At 58.6% G+C, this 22,303-nt stretch carries 21 protein-coding genes; 12 read left to right on the top strand and 9 right to left on the bottom strand.

Annotated elements, in window-relative coordinates:
* Nucleotides 1-9: 9 nt before the first annotated feature.
* Together N018_RS18615 and dapE are read right to left on the bottom strand one after the other, a co-directional pair.
* The gene (locus N018_RS18615; protein WP_025390437.1) at nt 10-819 is read right to left on the bottom strand and encodes a putative RNA methyltransferase; all 810 of its coding nucleotides are present in this window, start codon (nt 817-819) and stop codon (nt 10-12) included.
* Nucleotides 819-1,970, bottom strand: coding sequence for a succinyl-diaminopimelate desuccinylase (dapE, locus tag N018_RS18610; RefSeq protein WP_025390436.1), 1,152 nt, complete (start codon nt 1,968-1,970; stop codon nt 819-821). The genes N018_RS18615 and dapE overlap by 1 nt, the downstream gene beginning before the upstream one ends.
* A 188-nt stretch (nt 1,971-2,158) precedes the next feature.
* Here dapE and tcdA point away from each other — a divergent pair, with 188 nt between their 5' ends.
* Nucleotides 2,159-2,989 carry a tRNA cyclic N6-threonylcarbamoyladenosine(37) synthase TcdA gene (gene tcdA / locus N018_RS18605; protein WP_025390435.1) on the top strand — a complete coding sequence of 277 codons (831 nt, stop codon included), beginning with the start codon at nt 2,159-2,161 and terminating at the stop codon, nt 2,987-2,989.
* On the opposite strand, the gene N018_RS18600 is transcribed toward tcdA, so the two are convergent.
* From N018_RS18600 to N018_RS18585, 4 genes are read right to left on the bottom strand one after another with little or no spacing between them, the layout of a single operon-like run.
* Nucleotides 2,980-3,387, bottom strand: coding sequence for a SufE family protein (locus N018_RS18600; RefSeq protein WP_025390434.1), 408 nt, complete (start codon nt 3,385-3,387; stop codon nt 2,980-2,982). The genes tcdA and N018_RS18600 overlap by 10 nt on opposite strands.
* A complete protein-coding gene (locus N018_RS18595) occupies nt 3,384-4,589 on the bottom strand; it encodes an aminotransferase class V-fold PLP-dependent enzyme (protein WP_025390433.1) in 1,206 nt (401 codons plus the stop codon). The genes N018_RS18600 and N018_RS18595 overlap by 4 nt, the downstream gene beginning before the upstream one ends.
* Before the next feature lie 60 nt (nt 4,590-4,649).
* A complete protein-coding gene (gene dapD / locus N018_RS18590; RefSeq protein ID WP_024644380.1) occupies nt 4,650-5,684 on the bottom strand; it encodes a 2,3,4,5-tetrahydropyridine-2,6-dicarboxylate N-succinyltransferase in 1,035 nt (344 codons plus the stop codon).
* Nucleotides 5,685-5,731: 47 nt separating this feature from the next.
* Nucleotides 5,732-6,079 carry an ArsC family reductase gene (locus N018_RS18585; RefSeq protein WP_024644381.1) on the bottom strand — a complete coding sequence of 116 codons (348 nt, stop codon included), beginning with the start codon at nt 6,077-6,079 and terminating at the stop codon, nt 5,732-5,734.
* Nucleotides 6,080-6,312: 233 nt separating this feature from the next.
* Between N018_RS18585 and N018_RS18580 the strand changes: the two genes are divergently transcribed.
* Nucleotides 6,313-6,543, top strand: a complete 231-nt coding sequence (locus N018_RS18580) for a hypothetical protein (RefSeq protein ID WP_024644382.1) — start codon at nt 6,313-6,315, stop codon at nt 6,541-6,543.
* Nucleotides 6,544-6,636: 93 nt separating this feature from the next.
* Here N018_RS18580 and dapC read toward each other — a convergent pair whose 3' ends face one another.
* The 3 genes from dapC to map form a co-directional block, all read right to left on the bottom strand.
* Nucleotides 6,637-7,830, bottom strand: coding sequence for a succinyldiaminopimelate transaminase (gene dapC / locus N018_RS18575; RefSeq protein WP_025390432.1), 1,194 nt, complete (start codon nt 7,828-7,830; stop codon nt 6,637-6,639).
* Nucleotides 7,831-7,881: 51 nt separating this feature from the next.
* The gene (locus N018_RS18570) at nt 7,882-10,578 is read right to left on the bottom strand and encodes a [protein-PII] uridylyltransferase (RefSeq protein ID WP_024644384.1); all 2,697 of its coding nucleotides are present in this window, start codon (nt 10,576-10,578) and stop codon (nt 7,882-7,884) included.
* Nucleotides 10,579-10,644: 66 nt separating this feature from the next.
* Entirely contained in the window at nt 10,645-11,427 is a 783-nt protein-coding gene (map, locus tag N018_RS18565; protein WP_025390431.1) for a type I methionyl aminopeptidase, read from the bottom strand.
* Nucleotides 11,428-11,763: 336 nt separating this feature from the next.
* Here map and rpsB point away from each other — a divergent pair, with 336 nt between their 5' ends.
* The 10 genes from rpsB to N018_RS18515 all read left to right on the top strand — a co-directional run bounded on the left by rpsB (nt 11,764) and on the right by N018_RS18515 (nt 22,301).
* On the top strand, nt 11,764-12,507 hold the full coding sequence (gene rpsB, locus N018_RS18560) for a 30S ribosomal protein S2 (RefSeq protein WP_003314293.1): 744 nt from the start codon (nt 11,764-11,766) through the stop codon (nt 12,505-12,507).
* Between the two features lie 190 nt (nt 12,508-12,697).
* Nucleotides 12,698-13,561 carry a translation elongation factor Ts gene (gene tsf, locus N018_RS18555; RefSeq protein ID WP_024644386.1) on the top strand — a complete coding sequence of 288 codons (864 nt, stop codon included), beginning with the start codon at nt 12,698-12,700 and terminating at the stop codon, nt 13,559-13,561.
* A gap of 206 nt (nt 13,562-13,767) precedes the next feature.
* Nucleotides 13,768-14,511 carry a UMP kinase gene (gene pyrH / locus N018_RS18550; protein ID WP_007250148.1) on the top strand — a complete coding sequence of 248 codons (744 nt, stop codon included), beginning with the start codon at nt 13,768-13,770 and terminating at the stop codon, nt 14,509-14,511.
* On the top strand, nt 14,508-15,065 hold the full coding sequence (gene frr / locus N018_RS18545; protein ID WP_007250149.1) for a ribosome recycling factor: 558 nt from the start codon (nt 14,508-14,510) through the stop codon (nt 15,063-15,065). Before pyrH ends, frr begins: the two co-directional genes overlap by 4 nt.
* A gap of 16 nt (nt 15,066-15,081) precedes the next feature.
* On the top strand, nt 15,082-15,837 hold the full coding sequence (uppS, locus tag N018_RS18540; RefSeq protein ID WP_024644387.1) for a polyprenyl diphosphate synthase: 756 nt from the start codon (nt 15,082-15,084) through the stop codon (nt 15,835-15,837).
* Nucleotides 15,837-16,652, top strand: a complete 816-nt coding sequence (locus N018_RS18535) for a phosphatidate cytidylyltransferase (RefSeq protein WP_024644388.1) — start codon at nt 15,837-15,839, stop codon at nt 16,650-16,652. Before uppS ends, N018_RS18535 begins: the two co-directional genes overlap by 1 nt.
* Nucleotides 16,649-17,839, top strand: a complete 1,191-nt coding sequence (gene ispC, locus N018_RS18530) for a 1-deoxy-D-xylulose-5-phosphate reductoisomerase (RefSeq protein ID WP_025390430.1) — start codon at nt 16,649-16,651, stop codon at nt 17,837-17,839. Before N018_RS18535 ends, ispC begins: the two co-directional genes overlap by 4 nt.
* A 110-nt stretch (nt 17,840-17,949) precedes the next feature.
* On the top strand, nt 17,950-19,302 hold the full coding sequence (gene rseP / locus N018_RS18525) for a sigma E protease regulator RseP (protein WP_024644390.1): 1,353 nt from the start codon (nt 17,950-17,952) through the stop codon (nt 19,300-19,302).
* 74 nt (nt 19,303-19,376) lie between these two features.
* Complete coding sequence (bamA, locus tag N018_RS18520; RefSeq protein ID WP_024644391.1) at nt 19,377-21,752, top strand: outer membrane protein assembly factor BamA; 2,376 nt, start codon at nt 19,377-19,379, stop codon at nt 21,750-21,752.
* 45 nt (nt 21,753-21,797) lie between these two features.
* Nucleotides 21,798-22,301, top strand: coding sequence for an OmpH family outer membrane protein (locus N018_RS18515; protein WP_024644392.1), 504 nt, complete (start codon nt 21,798-21,800; stop codon nt 22,299-22,301).
* The last annotated feature ends 2 nt before the right edge of the window (nt 22,302-22,303 follow it).

Below are 22,303 nucleotides of genomic sequence, written 5' to 3'. Positions count from 1 at the left end.
GTTGAATGCTTATTGCAGCACGAAATAATCGTAGCGCATGGAAACGGTGACCTTGAAAGGCCCTGGTTGCTCGATGACCGCAGCGCGGCGTTCGGCGCTGGCTCGCCAGCCGTGAGGTGTCATCGCCAGCAAATCGGCGCGGGACTGGCCGTCGATCAGCTTCAATGTGTAGCGTAGCGTTTCGCTGTGTTGCAACTGCATGCCTTCCGGCACCAGTGCCAAGTGCTTGTCGTCGGCATAATCACGAACTTCATCGTACAGACGCTGACGCAGTTCCATCAGGTGTTCGCTGGTCGGGCCGACACGCATCAGTCCGCCACCCGGGGTTAACAGGCGTTTGGCTTCCTGCCAGTCCAGCGGGCTGAACACGCTGGCCAAAAACTGACAGCTCGCATCCGGCAACGGCACCCGAGCCATGCTGGCGACCATCCAGGTCAGGCTCGGATCGCGACGGCAGGCCCGCTTCACGGCTTCGCGGGAGATATCCAGTGCGTAACCGTCGGCGAGGGGCAGGGCTTCGGCAATTTGCGCGGTGTAATAACCTTCACCGCAGCCGATGTCCAGCCAGCGTGCCGGGGCGCGCTCTGCCGCCAGTTCGGCCAGTCGGCGGGCAACCGGTGCGTAGTGTCCGGCGTTGAGAAAGTCGCGCCGCGCCTCGACCATGGCCTGATTGTCACCAGGGTCGCGGCTGTTCTTGTGCTGTACCGGCAGCAGGTTCAGATAACCCTGACGCGCACGGTCGAAACAGTGGTTGGCCGGGCATACCACACCATTGTCCGCCGCACTGAGCGGCGCAGAGCAGATCGGGCAGGTCAGCATCAGGCGAGCAACTTGACCAGCGTCTGGTAGTAGATCTCGGTCAGTACATCGAGATCGCTGGCCAGGATACGTTCGTTGACCTGGTGAATCGTCGCGTTGACCGGTCCCAGTTCAACCACTTGGGTGCCCAGGGTTGCAATGAAACGACCATCGGAGGTGCCGCCGCTGGTCGAGGCTTTGGTGTCGCGACCGGTGACGTTCTTGATGCTGGACGACACCGCGTCCAGCAGCGCGCCCGGCTCGGTCAGGAAAGGCAGGCCCGACAAGGCCCAGTCCACATGCCAGTCCAGCTCATGCTTGTCGAGAATGCTCGCCACACGCTGCTGCAAGCCTTCGACAGTGGACTCGGTCGAGAAGCGGAAATTGAAGACCGCCACCAGATCACCCGGAATCACGTTGGTCGCGCCGGTGCCGGAATTGAGGTTGGAGATCTGAAAACTGGTTGGCGGAAAGAAGTCGTTGCCGTTGTCCCAGTGTTCGGCGGCCAGTTCAGCCAGCGCCGGAGCGGCCAGGTGAATAGGGTTCTTCGCCAGATGCGGGTAAGCGACATGACCCTGCTTGCCACGCACGGTCAGTGTGGCGCCCAGCGAGCCGCGACGACCGTTCTTGACCACATCACCCACCAGCGTGGTGCTCGACGGCTCGCCGACGATGCACCAGTCGAGTCGTTCCTTGCGAGCTGCCAGCCGCTCCACAACGGCCTTGGTGCCATGATGCGCCGGGCCTTCTTCATCACTGGTGATCAGAAACGCCACCGAGCCCTTGTGATCGGGATGATCGGCAACAAAACGCTCGGCCGCCACCAGCATCGCCGCCAGACTGCCTTTCATGTCCGCTGCGCCACGCCCGCAAAGCATGCCGTGTTCGTCGATCAACGCGTCGAATGGATCGTTCTGCCATTTCTCTAGCGGACCGGTCGGCACCACGTCGGTATGACCGGCGAAACACAGCACCGGGCCTTCCTGGCCGCCGTGGGTGGCCCAGAAATTGTCGACGTCTTCGATACGCATCGGCTCCAGCGTGAAGCCGGCATCGCCCAGACGCTGCATCATCACGGTCTGGCAATCGGCGTCGACCGGGGTGACCGAAGGCCGCCGGATCAGGTCGCAGGCAAGTTGGAGAGTGGGCGAGAGGTCGGCGGGGGCCGTCATGTACTGAACTCCGATAGCAAGGCGTTGGGCGTGAAAAGGCGGTTATCTTAAAGCAAAAACGCTCAGGCCAATGCCTGGATATGACGAACACGGCTGCAATGGCTGGTTTCTGACCGCGTGCTGGTATGGAGAGATGCCCTGAGGCTCATCTCCCTCTATAATGCGCGCCGGTTTTAGGGGTATTGATCATGAGCACAGACGATCCACGTTTCGCAGGCATCGCCCGTTTGTACGGCATCGAAGGGCTGGCACGTCTGCGTGCGGCTCATGTGGCGGTGGTCGGTATCGGCGGTGTGGGTTCCTGGGCGGCAGAAGCCATGGCGCGCAGTGGCGTCGGCGAGATATCGTTGTTCGACATGGACGATGTTTGTGTCAGCAACAGCAACCGCCAGCTGCATGCGCTGGACAGCACGGTCGGGAGGCCGAAGGTCGAGGTGATGGCCGAGCGTATTCGGGCGATCAACCCTGATTGCGTCGTCCACGCGGTGGCGGATTTCGTGACCCGCGACACCATGGCCGAGTGCATTACCCCGGACATGGACTTTGTGATCGACTGTATCGACAGTGTCAACGCCAAAGCCGCGCTGATTTCCTGGTGCAAGCGCCGCAAGATTCAGATGGTCACCACCGGCGGGGCAGGCGGGCAGATTGATCCGACCCTGATTCAGATCGCCGACCTGAACCGCACCTTTAACGACCCGCTGGCCTCCAAGGTGCGTTCGACCTTGCGCCGCGACTACGGCTTTTCCCGCACCCCGAACCGCCACTACAGCGTGCCCTGTGTGTTTTCCACCGAACAACTGCGTTATCCGAAGCCGGATGGCAGTATCTGTCTGGAAAAGAAGTTCGTCGGCGATGGCGTCAAGCTGGACTGTGCCGGTGGCTTCGGTGCAGTGATGATGGTGACCGCAACGTTTGGTATGGTTGCCGCCACCCGTGCGGTAGACAAGCTGGTCGCAGGTACACGGCGGCCTTCCGAGCGGGTCAAGCCTCTGCCGGTTACTGCCAATCAGGCTTGAGTAAGCTCACGCATCCTTTGCAGCACGGCGTTCAGGCCGTTGCTGCGCGAAGGTGAAAGCTGGCGGCTCAGCCCCAGTTGAGTGAACCAGTCAGGCAGGTCCACGCGTTCCAGCTCCTCTGCTGAAAGCCCGTTGACCCGTGCGAGCAACAGCGCAACCAGCCCGCGAATCAGTCGTGCGTCGCTGCTGGCACGGAACTGCCAGCCATGGGCGCTGATTTCACCGGTCAGCCAGACCTTGCTTTCGCAGCCATGCACCAGGTGCTCATCCGACTTCTGCTGATCGTCCAGCGGCGGCAGACGGTCGCCCCACTGCATGAGCAGGCGTGCGCGCTGTTCCCAGCCCTGTAGTTGCGCAAAGGTTTCCAGCGCAACAAGTGCCTGCGCGGGAACCGTCATCGAAGCAGTTCCAGTGCCTGATCCAGTGCGCTGAAAAAACGTAGCAGGTCGTCAGAATCGTTATAAAACGCCAGCGAAGCCCGTATTGCACCGGGCAGACCGAGTGTTGTGAACAGCGGCATCGCACAGTGATGACCTGCTCGCACGGCGATACCCTGCTCGGTCAGCAGGTGCGCAAGGTCGGCATTATGAACGCCGTCAACGGCGAAGCTGACCAGTGCGAGGTCCGGGTCGCCGAGCACCTGAATGCCATCACGCTGTTGCAGGCCTTCCAGGAGCCGACGATGCAGGTTGGCTTCATGCTCCGCCACTGCGTGATGATCGAGGCTGCTTAGATAATCGAGCGTTGCGCCCAGACCGATTACGCTGGCGATGGGCGGTGTGCCGGCCTCGAAGCCCAGTGGCGCGGGTCTGAACGTCGCCCGCTGATAATCGGCAGTCAGTACCATCTCGCCGCCATACTGCCAGTGCGTCAGTCTCTGCAGTGCGTCGTTGCGGCCATAAAGCACACCCAGTCCTTCCGGCCCGTAAAGCTTGTGACTGGAAAATACATAGAAATCGCAGCCCAGTGCCTGCACGTCGTGGCGACCGTGCACGACGCCTTGCGCGCCATCCACCACGGTCAGCGCCCCCTGAGCCCTGGCCAGCGCAATCAGGCGGGCCAGCGGTTGCCGGGTGCCGAGTACGTTGGAGAGCTGACTGACTGCCAGTAGACGTGTGCGCGGTCCGATCAGACTGGCTGCGGCATCGGTATCGATCACGCCGTTGGCGTCGATCGGCAGAATCACCAGTTTCAGATGGCGTCGCTGGGCCATTTGCTGCCACGGCAGCAGGTTGGCATGGTGCTCCAGCGCGCTGATGACGATCTCGTCGCCCACCGCGAACTCATGCTCCAGCCCGTAGGCCAGCAGGTTGAGCGCCGAGGTTGCGCCGTGGGTGAAAATGATTTGCCCGCTGTCACCGACGTTGAGCCAGTGCGCAGCCTTGCGGCGACTGTCTTCGAACGCCTGAGTGGCGTGGGCGCCGGGCAGATGCTGCGCACGATGCACATTAGCGGCACCGTTGGCGTAATAGTGGGTCAGGGCATCGATCAATGCCTGCGGTTTTTGCGTGGTGGCGGCGTTGTCCAGATAGGTCTGGCCTTGCCGTTGCAGTGCGGCGATGGCTGGAAAGTCAGCACGCCAGAGAGAGGTGAGGGGCATTGTTTATCCGGCTCGTGGCAGCGGATTCAAAGCCGCAGGGCTTTGAACCCGCACACAGCGTCAGTTATGAGCGTGCAGTGCTTCGTTCAGCTCGACAGCCGACTTGTGGGTCTTGCATTCCACAGCGCCGGTCTGCGAGTTGCGACGGAACAGCAGATCGTTCTGGCCGGCCAGTTCGCGCGCCTTGACGATCTTGACCAGCTCGTTGTTTTCATCAAGCAGTGCGACCTTGGTGCCTGCGGTCACATACAGACCCGACTCCACGGTGTTGCGATCACCCAGCGGTATGCCGATACCGGCGTTGGCGCCGATCAGGCAGCCTTCGCCTACCTTGATGATTATGTTGCCGCCACCGGACAGCGTGCCCATGGTCGAGCAACCGCCACCCAGGTCCGAGCCCTTGCCGACGAATACGCCTGCCGAAACACGGCCTTCGATCATGCCGGGGCCTTCAGTGCCGCCGTTGAAGTTGACGAAGCCTTCGTGCATTACGGTGGTGCCTTCGCCAATGTAGGCACCCAGGCGCACGCGCGCGCTATCAGCGATACGCACGCCGCTCGGCACCACGTAGTCGGTCATTTTCGGGAATTTGTCGACCGAGAACACTTCCAGCAGTTCGCCCTTGAGGCGCGCTTCGAGTTGGCGTTCGGCCAGTTCACCCAGATCGACTGCGCCGTGGCTGGTCCAGGCGACGTTTGGCAGCAACGGAAAGATGCCGGCCAGGTTCAGGCCATGCGGCTTGACCAGACGATGCGACAGCAGGTGCAGCTTGAGGTACGCCTCGGGAGTCGATGTCAGCGTGCCGTCTTCGGCCAGCAGTGTGGCGACCAGCGGCTTCTGGCTTTCGGCCAGACGGGTCAGCAGTGCGGCTTGAGTGCTGTCGACCGGCTTGACGGCCTCGGCCAGCTTGTACGCCATGTCTACCGTGAAGGTGATGGCCTTGTTGCCATCGGTGTAATCCAGAACTGGCGCAATCGCGGCAACCAGTGCTGGCGATGGATTGATCAGCGGCTGGGCGTAAAACACTTCCAGCCACGCGCCTTGACGATTTTGAGTGCCGACGCCGAAGGCCAGGCTGAACAGGGTAGTGGACATGCAAATACCTCTTAACTTAATCAAGGGGCTTTCAGTAGCGCTCTGGCTTACTGTAAAGCCGCTGTATACAGGTCTGGTTTGAAACCAATCAGGGTCTTGTCGCCCAGATCAAGCACCGGACGCTTGATCATGGATGGCTGCGCGAGCATCAGTTCGATGGCTTTCGCCTGGTCGAGATCGGCCTTCTGTCCGTCGTCGAGCTTGCGAAAAGTGGTGCCTGCGCGGTTCAGCACCACTTGCCAGCCATGCTCGTCGCACCACTGCGTCAGGTGCTCACGGTCGATACCCAGCGTCTTGTAATCATGAAAGTCGTAGCTCACGGCATGTTCATCGAGCCAGGTACGAGCCTTTTTCATGGTGTCGCAGGCTTTGATGCCAAATAGAGTGTAAGTCATTGTTTTGGGCGGGGTGGCTGATCTTGCTCGTTACTCCCCGCTGCTTCTCCTTGCAATTCAGCCGCGCATTATGCCACGACAACCCGTTTGGTGTTGTGACAGCGTCGAAACCGCTGCTGAACAAAAACTAGATAATAACCCTAACCATCATTAATAAAACTTCACTCGTGCACGCTTGAGTGGCAAGCCCTATGCGGGCAATGATTGTTTTCCACTTGAAGGCTGGGTGCGTTATGTCTGAGCAAGAGAGAAAGCGTCAGGATGCGCTTGTACGGCAACGTTATTACCGGGAGCGGCAGCGTGCCGACGGATTCAAACAAAGCACGCTCTGGATACACGGCGAGGCCGAGGCTGAAGGTCGGTTGGCTGCGCGGGAAGGCAAGCCGCTGCTGCCCATGCAGTCTCGCGACCCTGTGAGCTGGGCGGTCGGCTGGGTGGCAGAAAAAATGCGTACTCGTCAGTAATCAGACCGTCGAGAACTAGCCCATGAGGAACAACTGCTGGTAGTGATTCGCCCTGCCGCACATTGCGTGCAACAGGGTGATTTCACACGTGCCCTATTTGCTCAGGAAGGCGCGGATACGTTCGGCAGCCTCGATGCACTCGGCCAGCGGCGCGACCAATGCCAGTCGTACTCGCCCGGCACCCGGGTTGACGCCATCGACTTCCCGCGACAGATACGAGCCCGGCACTGCGGTGACGTGCTGGTCAACAAACAGATCACGGCAAAATGCGGCGTCGTCGGTGCCTACGTTTGGCCACAGGTAAAACCCGCCGTCCGGACGCTGCACGTCCAGGACCGGGGCCAGGATGTCGAGCACCGCGTCGAATTTCTCGCGGTACAGGTCCCGGTTGGCACGCACATGGGCTTCGTCGTTCCAGGCGGCAATGCTGGCCAGTTGAGTCTGAACCGGCATGGCGCAGCCGTGGTACGTGCGATACAGCAGGAACGCCTTGAGGATCTCGGCATCCCCGGCGACGAATCCGGAACGCAGCCCCGGCAGGTTGGAGCGCTTGGACAGGCTGTGGAAGACCACGCAGCGCTTGAAGTCCTTGCGGCCCAGCTCTACACAGGCACTGAGCAGACCCGGTGGTGGCGTCTGTTCGTCGAAGTACAGCTCGCTGTAGCATTCGTCAGCGGCAATCACGAAATCGTACTGATCGGCCAGGGCAATAAGCTTTTTCAGCGTTTCTACCGGAATCAGCGCACCGGTCGGGTTGCCCGGCGAGCACAGGAACAGAATCTGGCAACGTTGCCAGATGTCCGGGCTGACCGCGTCGAAATCAGGGTTGAAGCCGTTCTGATCCAGGCACGGCAGATAGTGCGGCTTGGCGCCCGCCAGAAACGCGGCACCTTCGTAGATCTGATAAAACGGGTTCGGACTGATGACCAGAGCGTCATCGCCGCGATTGACCACGGTTTGGGTAAATGCAAACAGCGCCTCGCGGGTGCCGTTGACCGGCAGTACGTTGCGTGCCGGATCAATCCAGCCTTCAGGCACGCCGAAGCGGCGGCTGCACCAGCCGGCAATCGCCTCGCGCAGCGCGGGGATGCCCAATGTAGTGGGGTAAACCGCCATTTGATCGAGGTTGTCTGCAAGCGCCCTGGCAACGAAATCCGGTGAGCGGTGCTTCGGTTCGCCAATCGACAGTGCCACCGGGCGTTTTTCCGGGTTAGGCGTCACGCCGCCCAGCAAAGCGCGAAGCTTCTCGAAAGGGTAGGGCTGAAGCAGTTGCATGGCGTTATTCATGGAGCGTGTTCCTCGATGAGCTTCGTTGAGCCGATTCGTGTGGTCGAGTGTTCATATGCTGATCCGCAGATCGCCGCTGGCATCCGGGTTGACGCTCAATTGCTTGACGATTGCTTCCTGCAACTGGCTGCACAGCTGCGGATCGGACAGGGGCTGATTGTTGGCGTCGGTGATGAAGAAAACGTCTTCCACGCGTTCGCCCAGGGTCGCAATCTTGGCGTTCTGCAGGGACAGGTCGAACTCCAGGAAGATCTTGCCGACCCGAGCCAGCAGGCCGGGTCGATCCGGGGCCAGCAGTTCCAGTACGGTCACCGGACGCTGCGCATCATTGTGAATGGTGACCTGCGGCGCAAACGCGAAGTGCTTGAGCTGGCGGGGCACGCGTCGCTTGATGATCGTCGGGTAATCATCCGGGTTGTGCAGGGCTTCGGTCAGGCCGTCGCGGATATCCTGAATACGCTCCGGATTGTTGCCGATCGAGCCGCCTTCATGATCCAGCACGATGTAGGTGTCGAGTGTGAACTGGCTGCTGGATGTGATGATGCGCGCGTCGTGAATGTTCAGGTTCAATTGGTCCATCGCGGCTACGGTCACCGCGAAGAAGTCATGCTGATCCGGCGCATAAATAAAGATCTGCGTACCGCCCTCGAATTCGCGTTGAGTGGTTTCCTTGATCAGCACCAGCGGGCCGCCATCGGAGGGTTGTTGCAGGATGGCGTCGCTGTGCCAGGCAACGTCGCCAGCGGTGTGGCGCAGGAAGTAATCGTCGCCCAGTGCTGACCATAGCTGCTCGACATCATCAGGATCGGTGCCGTTGCGCACCAGGATATCCAGTGCCGCAATCTGCGTGCGGCGTATCTGCTCTTCACGGTCGACCGGGTTTTCCAGGCCGCGACGCAGGGCGCGCTTGGTCTCGGTATACAGCTGGCGCAACAGGCTGGCGCGCCATGAATTCCACAGGGTCGGATTGGTCGCGTTGATGTCGGCGACGGTCAGCACGTACAGATAGTCCAGATGCACTTCGTCGCCGACGAACTGGGCGAAATCATGGATGACCTGCGGGTCGGACAAGTCTTTGCGCTGTGCGGTGGTCGACATCACCAGATGGTTGCTCACCAGCCAGACGATCAGCCGGGTGTCCCAGTCAGGCAATTGATGACGCTTGCCGAACGCTTGCGCGTCCACTGCGCCCAGCTCCGAGTGATCACCGCCACGACCCTTGCCGATGTCGTGATACAGCCCGGCCAGGTAGATAAGCTCGGCCTTGGGCAGGCGAGCCATGATCTTGCTGGCCAGTGGAAATTTCTCCGACACTTCGGTGTATTGCAGCTTGCGCAGGTGCTTGATCAGATTCAGCGTGTGCGCATCGACGGTATAGATGTGGAACAGGTCATGCTGCATCTGCCCCACGATATGGCCAAACTCCGGCAGATAAAGGCCGAGAATTCCGTAGCGGTTCATGCGTCGCAGGTTGCGATGAATGCCCATCTCGCATTTGAACAGCTCGATGAACAGGCTGGTATTGCGGATATCGTTGCGGAAGTCGTCGTTGATCAGGTGCCGGTGCTCGCGCAACAGGCGAATGGTGTCGGCGCGCACCCCCTTGATCTCCGGATGCTGGGCCATCAGCACAAAGATTTCGAGCATCGCGAACGGAGTGCGTTTGAATACGTTCGCATGGGTCGCTTCTATATAGCCGTCATGCAGCTGGAAGCGCGAATTGATCGGCTGCGGCGTACCACTGTCTTCGGAAAGAATCACTTCCTCGAAATGCTGGATGATGAGGTCGCTCAGTTCGGCGATGCTCATGACCACGCGGTAGTACTTTTGCATGAAACGCTCGATGGCGAGCTTGGCGTCATTGTCTTCATAGCCCAGCAGGCTGGCGATGCTGCGCTGGTAGTCGAACAGCAGTCGGTCTTCGGAACGTCCGGCCAGCATGTGCAGCGCATAGCGCACTTTCCAGAGGAACTCCTGGGAGGAGGCGAGCAACGCGTTTTCACTGCCCAGCAGAAAACCTTCGCCTGCCAGGGCGTGCAGGTTCAGCGTGCCGTACTGGCGTCGTGCAACCCAGAGGATGGTCTGGATATCCCGCAGCCCGCCGGGTGAGCCTTTGACGTTGGGTTCCAGGTTGTATTCGGTGTCGTTGTACTTGTGATGGCGCTTTTTCTGCTCGGCGTGTTTGGCGAGGAAGAAATCCTTGCTCGGCCACATATGCCGCGTGCTGGTGACTTCCAGCATGCGTTGGCGCAGGTGCTCAGGCCCGGCGATGGTGCGACTTTCCATCAGGTTGGTGATGACCGTCAGGTCAGCCCGCCCTTCCTGGGCGCACTCATCGACAGAGCGCACGCTTTGCCCGACTTCAAGGCCAATGTCCCACAGCAGCGTGAGAAAACCCTCGATAGGTTCGCGGAAGACCTCGTGGTCGTCACTGTCCAGCAGGATCAGCAGGTCGATGTCCGACCAGGGATGCAGTTCACCGCGGCCGTAACCGCCTACCGCCAGCAGCGCGATGTCAGCGTCCTCGCTCCAGTTGAACTGGTCCCAGGCCTTTTGCAGGATGTTGTCCACGAACCAGGCCCGATCCTCGATCAGCCGCCGAATGTCACGACCCGACCTGAAACGCTCGTCAAGCACGTCTCTGGCGCGGCGGATGGCTTTCTTGAAAGCCGCGATGGGGCTGGCTTTCAAGGCCAGTTCGGCCTGGAACTGGCCGCGATCGAACAGGTCGGGATCTACTTGCGGCATGGAACTGCATTCCTCATGTCGGGCGTTGCGGGTGTTCAATCGGGTATTCAGCCATGCAGACTCGGGTCAGGGAGCCCTTTGTGCAATGGTGTCGTCGCTGCGTAAAGTGAAGATTTCGTAACCGTCGGCGGTCACCAGCAGCGTGTGCTCCCATTGCGCCGAAAGCTTGCGATCCTTGGTGATCGCAGTCCAGCCGTCGCCAAGAATCTTGGTTTCCGGGCGGCCCTGATTGATCATGGGTTCAATGGTGAAGGTCATGCCTTCCTTCAACTGGATGCCGGTGCCTGCTTCGCCGAAGTGCATGATCTGCGGCTCCTCGTGAAACACTTTGCCAATGCCATGGCCGCAGAAGTCGCGCACCACTGAAAAACCGTTCTTTTCCGCGTGTTTCTGGATGACGGCGCCGATGTCACCCAGATGAGTACCCGGCTTGACAATCTCGATGGCCTTGTACAGGCATTCCTGAGTCACTTTCGACAGGCGTTCGGCCCATACCGGGACGGTGCCGACATGGAACATTCGGCTGGTGTCGCCGTGGTAGCCGTCCTTGATAACAGTGACGTCGATGTTCAGCGAGTCGCCGTCCTTGAGCTTCTTGTCGCTCGGGATGCCGTGGCAGACCACCTGATTGATCGAGGTACAGATCGACTTGGGGAAGCCCCGGTAATTCAGCGGAGCAGGAATCGCCTTCTGTTCATTGACGATATAGTCATGGCAGATGCGGTCGAGCTCTTCGGTGGTCACGCCTGGCTTGACATGGGGGGCGATCATTTCCAGAACGTCGGCGGCCAGACGGCCGGCGATGCGCATCTTTTCGATGTCTTCCGGAGTTTTGAGGGTGATGGTCATACAGAATCTCTCGACGTGTCTGGCACGCGGCTGGTGCGCAAAGCCGTAATTCTATCAGACCGTCTGCGCCGGGTGATCATCGCTTCCTTCTATAAGGCATTCCTGCAGCATTCGATGGCTCATTCCAGAGGGTGCTAAATGCAAAGTAAAACAAGAACTTGATGGGAGTTCCGTTCTCTTCCCTTTTGTGATATAAAATGCGCCGCTTTCCAAGGTCCGTCCTTGAAGTACAAACCCACACACGTGTCGACACGATGACCTGGGTGCCCTTGGCAGATGCCACTGGTTGGTCATTGGGATACGTGGAGGCCTAACCCGACTTATCAAGGAACTATCATGTCCCAAGTCAATATGCGCGATATGCTGAAGGCTGGTTGCCACTTCGGTCACCAAACCCGTTACTGGAACCCGAAAATGGGTAAGTACATTTTCGGCGCGCGTAACAAGATTCACATCATCAACCTTGAAAAAACCCTGCCTATGTTCAACGAAGCTTTGACTTTCGTTGAGCGCCTGGCTTCGGGCAAAAACAAGATTCTGTTCGTCGGCACCAAGCGTTCCGCTGGCAAGATCGTTGCTGAAGAAGCAGCACGTTGCGGTTCGCCGTACGTCGATCATCGCTGGTTGGGCGGCATGCTGACCAACTTCAAGACCATCCGTCAGTCGATCAAACGTCTGCGCGAGCTGGAAGTACAAGCTGAAGACGGTACTTTCGCCAAGCTGACCAAGAAAGAAGCCCTGATGCGCACCCGTGATCTGGAAAAACTGGATCGCAGCCTGGGTGGTATCAAGGACATGGGCGGTCTGCCAGACGCATTGTTCGTTATCGACGTTGATCACGAGCGCATCGCGATCACCGAAGCCAACAAGCTGGGCATCCCGGTTATCGGCGTTGTCGATACCAACAGCAGCCCAGAAGGCGTTGACTACATCATCCCGGGCAACGATGACGCAATCCGCGCTATCCAGCTGTACATGGGTTCGATGGCTGACGCTGTTATCCGTGGTCGTAACAATGTTGCTGGCGGCACCGACGTTTTCGTCGAAGAAGCTCCGGCTGCAGCAGCTGTAGAAGGCTGAGTAAAAACGCCTGGCGTTTACTCAGTACGCGAAAAGGGGGCTTAGCCCCCTTTTTGCCACCTCGGAAATGATTTGTCGGCTTGCAATCATGGCCTTGTTGTCATGTGTTGCTGCCACCCTGATTTTTCAAGAATTGCACGCCCGGCCAGCCGGGTGGAATGGTTGAAGACCTATCCAAGAGGATTTTGAAATGGCAGAGATTACTGCAGCGTTGGTCAAAGAACTGCGCGAGCGTACCGGCGAAGGCATGATGGATTGCAAAAAGGCCTTGACCAAGGCTGGCGGCGACATCGAAAAAGCAATCGACGACATGCGTGCTTCAGGCGCCATCAAGGCCGCCAAAAAAGCAGGCAACGTAGCTGCTGAAGGCGCCATCGCCATCAAGGACGACGGCAAGGCTGCTGTCATCATCGAAGTCAACTCGCAGACCGACTTCCTGGCCCTGCAGGACGACTTCAAGAATTTCGTCGCTGCCAGTGTCGAAAAAGCCTTTGCTGACAAAATGACCGACGTTGCTCCCCTGATCGAAGCTCAGGAAGCTGCACGTCTGGTACTGGTCGGCAAGGTTGGCGAAAACGTCAACATTCGTCGTCTGAAGCGCATCGAAGGTGACGTGGTAGGTACTTACCTGCACGGCAACAAGATCGGTGTGGTTGTGACCCTGAAAGGCGGCGACGTCGATCTGGCTAAAGACATCGCCATGCACGTAGCGGCGAGCAACCCTGAGTTCCTGTTCCCTTCGGAAGTTTCTGCCGAAGCGATCGAGCGCGAGAAGAATGTCTTCCTGCAACTGAACGAAGACAAGATCAAAGGCAAGCCTGCTGAAATCGTCGAGAAGATGGTTGGCGGCCGTATCACCAAGTTCCTGGCAGAAGCCAGCCTGGTTGAGCAGGCGTTCGTCAAGAACCCGGAAGTCAAGGTCGGTGAGCTGGCCAAGAAAGCCGGCGCTGAAATCGTTTCTTTCACCTACTTCAAGGTAGGCGAAGGCATCGAGAAGCCTGTCGACAACTTCGCTGACGAAGTTGCCGCCCAGCTGGCTGCCGCCAAGCAGTAAGACGGTTTTTCAAACTGCCGCCCCAAAGAGGCTGCCCGCTTACGCGTGCGGCCTCTTTGTCGAAAGAGCAAAGGAATTTTTTTCTTGGAGATTGTGCCCGCAAGGCTGCATTCTCCCGACGCTCGAACAGCGTCGAGCTAAAGTAAGCGCAGGCTTGAAATAGCCAGCACAGATTTTTTCAAAAAACGCCGCAGGAGAGATTCGCAATGGCTCAGCAGGGCAGTGGTTATCAGGCTCGCTATAAACGCATTCTACTCAAGCTTAGCGGCGAGGCCCTCATGGGCTCCGAAGAGTTCGGCATCGACCCCAAGGTCCTGGACCGCATGGCGCTGGAAGTCGGCCAACTGGTCGGTATCGGCGTTCAGGTCGGTCTGGTCATCGGTGGTGGCAACCTGTTCCGTGGCGCAGCCCTGAGCGCTGCCGGCATGGATCGGGTAACAGGCGACCACATGGGCATGCTGGCCACTGTGATGAACGCCCTCGCCATGCGTGATGCGCTCGAGCGCGCTAATATCACAGCGATCGTCATGTCTGCCATTTCGATGGTAGGCGTCACCGATCACTATGATCGTCGCAAGGCGATGCGCCATCTCAGCGCCAAGGAAGTGGTGATCTTCGCGGCGGGTACGGGTAATCCGTTCTTCACGACCGATTCGGCAGCGTGCCTGCGCGCTATCGAGATCGACGCCGATGTGGTGCTCAAAGCGACCAAGGTCGATGGTGTGTACACCGCAGATCCATTCAAGGACCCGAATGCCGAGAAGTTCGATCATCTGACTTACGATGAAGTGCTGGATCGCAAGCTGGGTGTGATGGATCTGACCGCTATCTGTCTGTGTCGCGATCACAAGATGCCGCTGCGCGTCTTCAATATGAACAAGCCGGGTGCCCTTCTGAATATCGTCCATGGTGGCGCTGAAGGAACCCTGATCGAGGAAGCCCAACAATGATCAACGAAATCAAGAAAGACGCTCAGGTTCGCATGCAGAAGAGCCTGGAGTCGCTGGCCCATGCCTTCACCCGAATCCGTACCGGCAAGGCACACCCAAGCATTCTGGGTGGCGTCATGGTTCCTTACTACGGTGCCGATACGCCGTTGAGCCAGGTTGCCAACGTGACCGTCAAGGATTCGCGCACCCTGCAGGTCGTGGCGTTCGAGCGCAACATGCTGGCGGCCGTCGACAAGGCTATCCAGAGCTCCGGTCTGGGCTTCAACCCGACCAACCTCGGCGAGCTGCTGCTGATTTCGATGCCGGCGCTGACCGAAGAAACCCGCAAGGGCTTCACCAAGCAGGCCCGCGACGCTGCTGAAGATGCTCGTGTTGCTGTCCGCAACATCCGTCGTGATGCCCTGAGCCAGTTGAAAGACCTGGTCAAGGACAAGGAAATCAGTGAAGACGAAGAGCGTCGTGCGGCGGACGATGTCCAGAAGCTGACCGACAAGTTCGTGGCGGAAATCGAGGCTGCTGTGAAGCAGAAAGAAGCTGATCTGATGGCTGTATAAGGTTTCGGACGCTTTCATGGGAAAAATAGAACCTGCCGCGCCTTCATCGGTGCCGCGTCACGTCGCGATTATCATGGATGGTAATAATCGCTGGGCGAAAAAGCGTCTGTTGCCAGGCGTTGCAGGCCACAAGGCGGGCGTCGATGCTGTGCGCGCCGTTATCGAGGTCTGTGCCGAAGCCAAGGTCGAAGTGCTGACGCTGTTCGCGTTCTCCAGTGAAAACTGGCAGCGCCCCGCAGAAGAGGTCGGAGCGCTGATGGAGCTGTTTTTCACGGCCCTGAGGCGTGAAACCAAGCGCTTGAACGAAAATGACATCAGCTTGCGCATCATTGGCGATCGTTCGCGCTTTCATCCCGAGCTTCAGGCAGCGATGCGTGAGGCCGAGGTGCGGACGTCAGGCAACCATCGCTTCGTGCTGCAGATTGCGGCCAATTACGGCGGCCAATGGGACATCGCGCAGGCTGCTCAACGGCTGGCGCGTGAAGTTCAGGCCGGGCATTTGCAGCCGGACGAGATTACGCCCGAGCTGCTGCAGGCCTGTCTGGCCACCGGTGATCTGCCGCTGCCGGATCTGTGCATTCGCACCGGTGGCGAGCACCGCATCAGCAATTTCCTGCTTTGGCAGCTGGCCTATGCCGAGCTGTACTTCTCCGACCTGTTCTGGCCGGACTTCAAACACGATGCCATGCGCGCTGCGCTGGCAGATTTCGCTTCTCGCCAACGTCGCTTCGGTAAAACCAGCGAACAGGTAGAAGCTGGAGCCCGGGCTTAATGTTGAAACAACGGATCATCACGGCACTCATCCTGTTGCCGATTGCCCTGTGCGGTTTTTTCCTGCTGACCGGCATGTACTTCGCCCTGTTTATCGGGGTGGTTGTCGTTCTGGGTGCCTGGGAATGGGCGCGACTGGCGGGTTTTGCCGCCCAGTCGATGCGTATCGGCTATGCAGCGGTGGTCGCTGTCCTGCTTTTTCTGATGTACCTGCTGCCGGGGCTTGAGCCCTGGGTGCTGGTGGCCGCAGTCATCTGGTGGGGCGTGGCGACGTTCCTGGTGCTCACTTATCCCGACTCCAGTAGTCACTGGGCGAGCGCCGTGTGCAAACTGGTGATCGGTCTGCTGATTTTGCTGCCTGCCTGGCAGGGTCTGGTACTGATCAAGCAGTGGCCGCTGGGCAATTGGCTGATTCTGTCGGTCATGGTGCTGGTGTGGGCTGCCGACATCGGTGCCTATTTCTCCGGCAAGGCATTCGGCAAGCGCAAGCTCGCACCCAAGGTAAGCCCGGGCAAAAGCTGGGAGGGCGTATACGGCGGTTTGGTGGTCAGTCTCGGGATTACGGCTGTGGTGGGTGTTTCCCGCGACTGGTCCGTTATCCAGTTCATTGCCGCTCTGCTGGGGGCTGCGGTGATCGTATTCATCTCAGTGATCGGTGATTTGACCGAAAGCATGTTCAAGCGCCAGTCCGGGGTCAAGGACAGCAGTAATCTGCTGCCAGGCCATGGTGGTGTACTGGACCGCATTGACAGCCTGACGGCAGCTATCCCGGTGTTTGCCGTGTTGCTCTGGGCTGCTGACTGGGGTGTCATGTGAGTGGTCCGCAACAGATCACCATTCTGGGGGCCACCGGTTCCATCGGCCTGAGTACGCTTGATGTGGTTGCGCGTCATCCTGCGTTGTATCGGGTGTTCGCGCTGACCGGCTACAGTCGTCTGGATGAACTGCTGGCCTTGTGCGTGCGGCACACGCCGCAATACGCCGTTGTGCCGGATCAGGCGGTAGCCCGTAAATTGCAGGACGACCTTGCCGCTGCCGGGCTGGATACCCGTGTACTGGTTGGGGAAAGTGGTCTGTGCGAGGTGGCGGCGCATCCTCGGGTCGATGCGGTAATGGCTGCCATTGTCGGTGCGGCTGGCTTGCGTCCGACCCTTGCCGCTGTAGAGGCAGGCAAGAAAGTGTTGCTGGCCAACAAGGAAGCGCTGGTCATGTCCGGCGCCTTGTTTATGCAGGCCGTACAGCGCAGCGGCGCGGTGCTGCTGCCTATCGACAGTGAGCACAATGCGATCTTTCAATGCCTGCCTGCCGATTTTTCGCGTGGCCTGGGCGCTGTCGGTGTTCGGCGTATCATGCTGACTGCTTCGGGCGGTCCGTTCCGTGAAACGGCGCTCGATCAGTTGCAGGATGTAACCCCGGAGCAGGCCTGTGCCCATCCAGTCTGGTCGATGGGGCGCAAGATTTCTGTGGACTCGGCCACGATGATGAACAAGGGGCTTGAGTTGATCGAAGCCTGCTGGCTGTTCGATGCGCGCCCTGATCAGGTCGAGGTTGTGATCCACCCCCAGAGCGTGATCCACTCGCTGGTCGATTATGTTGATGGCTCGGTTCTGGCTCAGCTGGGCAATCCCGACATGCGTACACCAATCGCCAATGCACTGGCCTGGCCTGCACGTGTAGACTCCGGCGTAGCGCCGCTGGACCTTTTCAAAATTGGACAACTGGATTTTCAGGAGCCAGACGAAGGACGTTTCCCGTGTCTGCGGCTCGCCAGGCATGCAGCAGAAGCAGGGGGCAGCGCGCCCGCCATGCTCAATGCAGCCAATGAAGTGGCCGGTGCGGCATTTCTTGAACGGCGTATCGGTTACCTGGAGATCGCCGGTATCATCGAGGACGTCCTGAGTCAGGAGCCCGTGATCGCCGTCGAAGCGCTCGATACGGTTTTTGCGGTGGATGCGAAAGCGCGCATGCTGGCAGGGCAATGGCTTGAAAGAAGCGGCCGGTAGTGACATGCCAAGGAATGAACCAAAGGGTTGCTGTGGTGCGTCAATGGCAGGCCTCAAAGGCTTGTGATGATTAACACGCTGACCGACCAGTCGGTACCTGGAGAAAACGGATGAGCGCTCTATACATGATTCTTGGCACCCTGATTGCTCTGGGTGTGTTGGTGACCTTCCACGAATTCGGCCACTTCTGGGTGGCTCGGCGCTGTGGCGTCAAAGTGCTGCGTTTTTCGGTGGGCTTCGGTATGCCGCTGGTGCGCTGGCACGACCGTCAGGGCACCGAGTACGTGATTGCCGCGATTCCGCTGGGCGGCTATGTGAAGATGCTCGACGAGCGTGAGGGCAATGTTCCGCCCGAACTGGCTGATCAGTCCTTTAACCGCAAGACCGTGGGGCAGCGCATCGCCATTGTGATTGCTGGCCCGACTGCCAACTTCCTGCTGGCCATCGCCTTTTTCTGGGTTCTGGCGATGATGGGCAGCGAGCAGGTTCGCCCGGTTATCGGTAACGTCGAGTCCGGCAGTATCGCTCAGCAGGCCGGTTTGACGTCTGGGCAGGAAATCGTTGCAGTTGATGGCGAGCCAACCTCCGGCTGGGCTGCCGTCAATTTGCAGCTGGTTCGTCGATTGGGAGAGAGCGGTACCATCGCTTTCAAGGTCCGGGATGAGGGCTCGACCGTCGATACTTCCCGTGAGCTGGTGCTGAGTGACTGGCTGAGAGGCGCCGAGGAGCCTGATCCGATCAAATCGCTCGGTATTCGCCCGTGGCGCCCGGCCTTGTTGCCAGTGCTGGCAGAGATTGATCCGAAAGGCCCTGCTCAGAGTGCCGGCCTCAAGACAGGTGATCGTCTGATTTCGATGGACGGTCAGCCGCTCAATGAATGGCAGCAGGTTGTCGACCGGGTGCGCGAGCGGCCTGAAGCCAAAGTGTCGCTGCGCATCGACCGTGACGGCGTGCAGATGGACGTGCCAGTCACCCTTGCGGTCAAGGGTGAGGGCAAGGCCGCCGCAGGTTATCTGGGGGCTGGGGTAAAAGCTGTCGATTGGCCACCGGAAATGTTGCGAGAGGTCAGCTACGGCCCTTTCGCCGCCATGGGCGAGGGTGTAAAACGCACCTGGAGCATGAGCGTGCTGACTCTGGACTCGCTCAAGAAAATGTTGTTCGGCGAGCTCTCGGTAAAAAACTTGAGTGGACCGATAACCATTGCTAAAGTGGCGGGCGCTTCGGCCCAGTCGGGCATTGGCGATTTTCTGAATTTCCTCGCTTATCTGAGCATAAGCCTCGGGGTTCTGAATCTACTGCCCATTCCCGTCCTTGACGGTGGGCATTTGCTGTTTTATCTGATCGAGTGGGCGCGTGGTCGTCCCCTTTCGGAAAGGGTACAAGGTTGGGGTGCACAGATCGGTATCAGTCTGGTGGTGGGCGTAATGTTGCTCGCACTGGTCAACGATCTGGGCCGATTGTAAAGCGTTGCCGAGTTGCGAATCTGCCGCATTTTGCGGCAGTTTGTTTATTGCCAGTTGGAATAAGAAAGGACTTCATGAAACGTCTGCTGCTAACTGCGGTTCTTTCCGCACTGATGATCGCTGAAGTTCACGCCGAGTCCTTCACCATCTCCGATATCCGTGTCAACGGCCTGCAGCGGGTATCCGCCGGCAGTGTCTTTGGTGCGTTGCCGCTGAACGTAGGCGAGCAGGCGGATGACGGTCGTCTGGTCGATGCTACCCGTTCGTTGTTCAAAACCGGTTTCTTTCAAGACATCCAGCTGGGTCGTGACGGCAATGTGCTGGTCATCAACGTCGTTGAGCGCCCGTCGGTTGCCAGCATCGAAATCGAGGGCAACAAGGCCATCTCGACTGAAGACCTGATGAAGGGGCTGAAACAGTCCGGTCTTGCCGAAGGTGAAATTTTCCAGCGTGCGACCCTTGAAGGTGTGCGTAACGAACTGCAACGCCAATACGTTGCCCAGGGCCGTTACTCCGCTACGGTTGACGCAGAGGTCATACCTCAGCCGCGTAACCGCGTGGGTCTGAAGATCGATATCAATGAAGGCACCGTTGCCTCCATTCAGCACATCAACGTGGTCGGTAACACGGTTTTCTCTGATGAAGACCTGACCGATCTGTTCGAACTCAAGACCAGCAACTGGCTCTCGTTCTTCAAGAACGATGACAAGTATGCTCGCGAGAAGCTGTCCGGCGACCTTGAGCGTCTGCGTTCCTACTACCTTGATCGCGGCTATATCAACATGGATATCGCCTCGACCCAGGTGTCGATCACGCCTGACAAGAAGAACGTGTACATCACGGTCAATGTCAACGAAGGCGAGAAGTACAGCGTAAAGTCGGTCAAGCTCAGCGGCGACCTGAAAGTGCCTGAAGACCAGGTCAAATCCCTGTTGCTGGTGCAGCCAGGGCAGGTGTTCTCGCGCAAGGTCATGACCACTACCTCCGAGCTCATCACCCGTCGTCTGGGTAACGAAGGCTATACCTTCGCCAACGTCAACGGTGTGCCGACTCCGAACAACGAAGATCACACGGTCGACATCACCTTTGTGGTCGATCCGGGCAAGCGTGCCTACGTCAACCGCATCAACTACCGTGGCAACACCAAGTCGGAAGACGAAGTGCTGCGCCGCGAAATGCGTCAGATGGAAGGCGGCTGGGCTTCTACCTACCTGATTGATCAGTCGAAAACCCGTCTTGATCGCCTGGGCTTCTTCAAGGAAGTCAACGTCGAAACGCCGCCTGTGCCGGGTACCGACGATCAGGTGGACGTGAACTACGCCGTTGAAGAACAGGCTTCCGGTTCGATCACCGCCAGCGTCGGCTTCGCACAGAGTGCCGGTCTGATCCTGGGTGGTTCGATCAGCCAGAACAACTTCCTGGGTACGGGTAACAAGGTCAGCATCGGTCTGACCCGCAGTGAATACCAGAGTCGTTACAACTTCAGCTATGTCGATCCGTACTACACGCCGGACGGTGTCAGCCTGGGTTACAACGCGTTCTACCGCACCACCAACTACGATGACCTCGACGTTGATGTGGCAAGCTACGCAGTAGACAGCCTGGGTGCCGGTATCAACCTCGGTTACCCGATCAGCGAGACCTCGCGCCTGACCTACGGCCTGACCGTGCAGCAGGATGAGATCAAGACCGGTAAATATACCGTTGACGAGATTTTCGACTTCGTTAACCGCGAAGGCGACAAGTATCTGAACTTCAAGGGTTCGGTAGGCTGGTCTGAATCGACCCTGAACAAAGGCGTGCTGGCGACCCGTGGTCACTCGCAAAGCCTGGTGTTCGAATCCACCTTGCCGGGCAGCGACCTGTCGTTCTTCAAGCTGGATTACCGTGCTCAGTATTTCCACCCGATCACCGACAACTACACCCTGCGTCTGCACACCGAGCTGGGTTATGGCGATGGTTATGGTTCGACCTCGGGTCTGCCGTTCTACGAGAACTACTATGCCGGTGGCTTCAACTCGGTTCGTGGCTTCAAGGACAGCACGCTAGGTCCGCGTAGTACGCCAAGCAACGGTTCCAGGCCGGGTACCCTTGCAGATCCAGACCAGGATCCACTGCCGTTCGGCGGCAACGCTCTGGTTCAGGGTGGTGTAGAAGTCATGTTCCCGCTGCCATTCGTCAAGGATCAACGTTCTCTCCGTACCTCCGTTTTCTGGGATGTCGGTAACGTATTCGATACCAAGTGTGATTCCAACAAGACATCTGCTTCTGGCAAAACGGTCGAATGCAATAACATCGACCTGTCCGGTATGGCCAGCTCTGTGGGTATCGGCGTCACCTGGATCACCGCGCTCGGCCCTCTGAGCTTTGCCTTGGCGATGCCGATTAAGAAGCCGGACGACGAAGCAGAAACTCAGGTATTCCAATTCTCCCTGGGTCAGACTTTCTAAGCGTCTGATCTTTGATAACGCAACGAATTTTGTAGGAGTTGTATTGTGCGTAAGTTGACTCAACTGGTAATGCTGGCCACCGTATTGGTTGCCAGCCCTGCATTTGCTGAAATGAAAATCGCGGTCCTGAATTATCAGATGGCCCTGCTGGAATCCGACGCCGCCAAGCGTTACGCAGTCGATGCCGAGAAAAAATTCGGCCCGCAACTCACCAAGCTGAAAAGCCTGGAAAGCAGCGCCAAGGGCATCCAGGACCGTCTGGTAAGCGGTGGCGACAAGATGGCTCAGCCTGAGCGCGAGCGTCTGGAGCTTGAGTTCAAGCAAAAGGCCCGCGACTTCCAGTTCCAGTCCAAGGAACTGAACGAAGCCAAGGCAGTGGCCGACCGTGAAATGCTCAAACAGCTCAAGCCGAAGCTGGATCAGGCTGTTGAAGAAGTCATCAAGAAAGGTGGTTTCGATCTGGTCTTCGAGCGCGGTGCGGTGATTGACGTCAAGCCTCAGTACGACGTGACTCGCCAGGTCATCGAGCGCATGAACCAGCTGAAGTAATC

The organism is Pseudomonas syringae CC1557, assembly GCF_000452705.1.
GTDB lineage: Bacteria > Pseudomonadota > Gammaproteobacteria > Pseudomonadales > Pseudomonadaceae > Aquipseudomonas > Aquipseudomonas syringae_F.
Note: the sequence above shows the minus strand (reverse complement) of the source record. Positions and strands in the feature narration are given on the sequence as shown.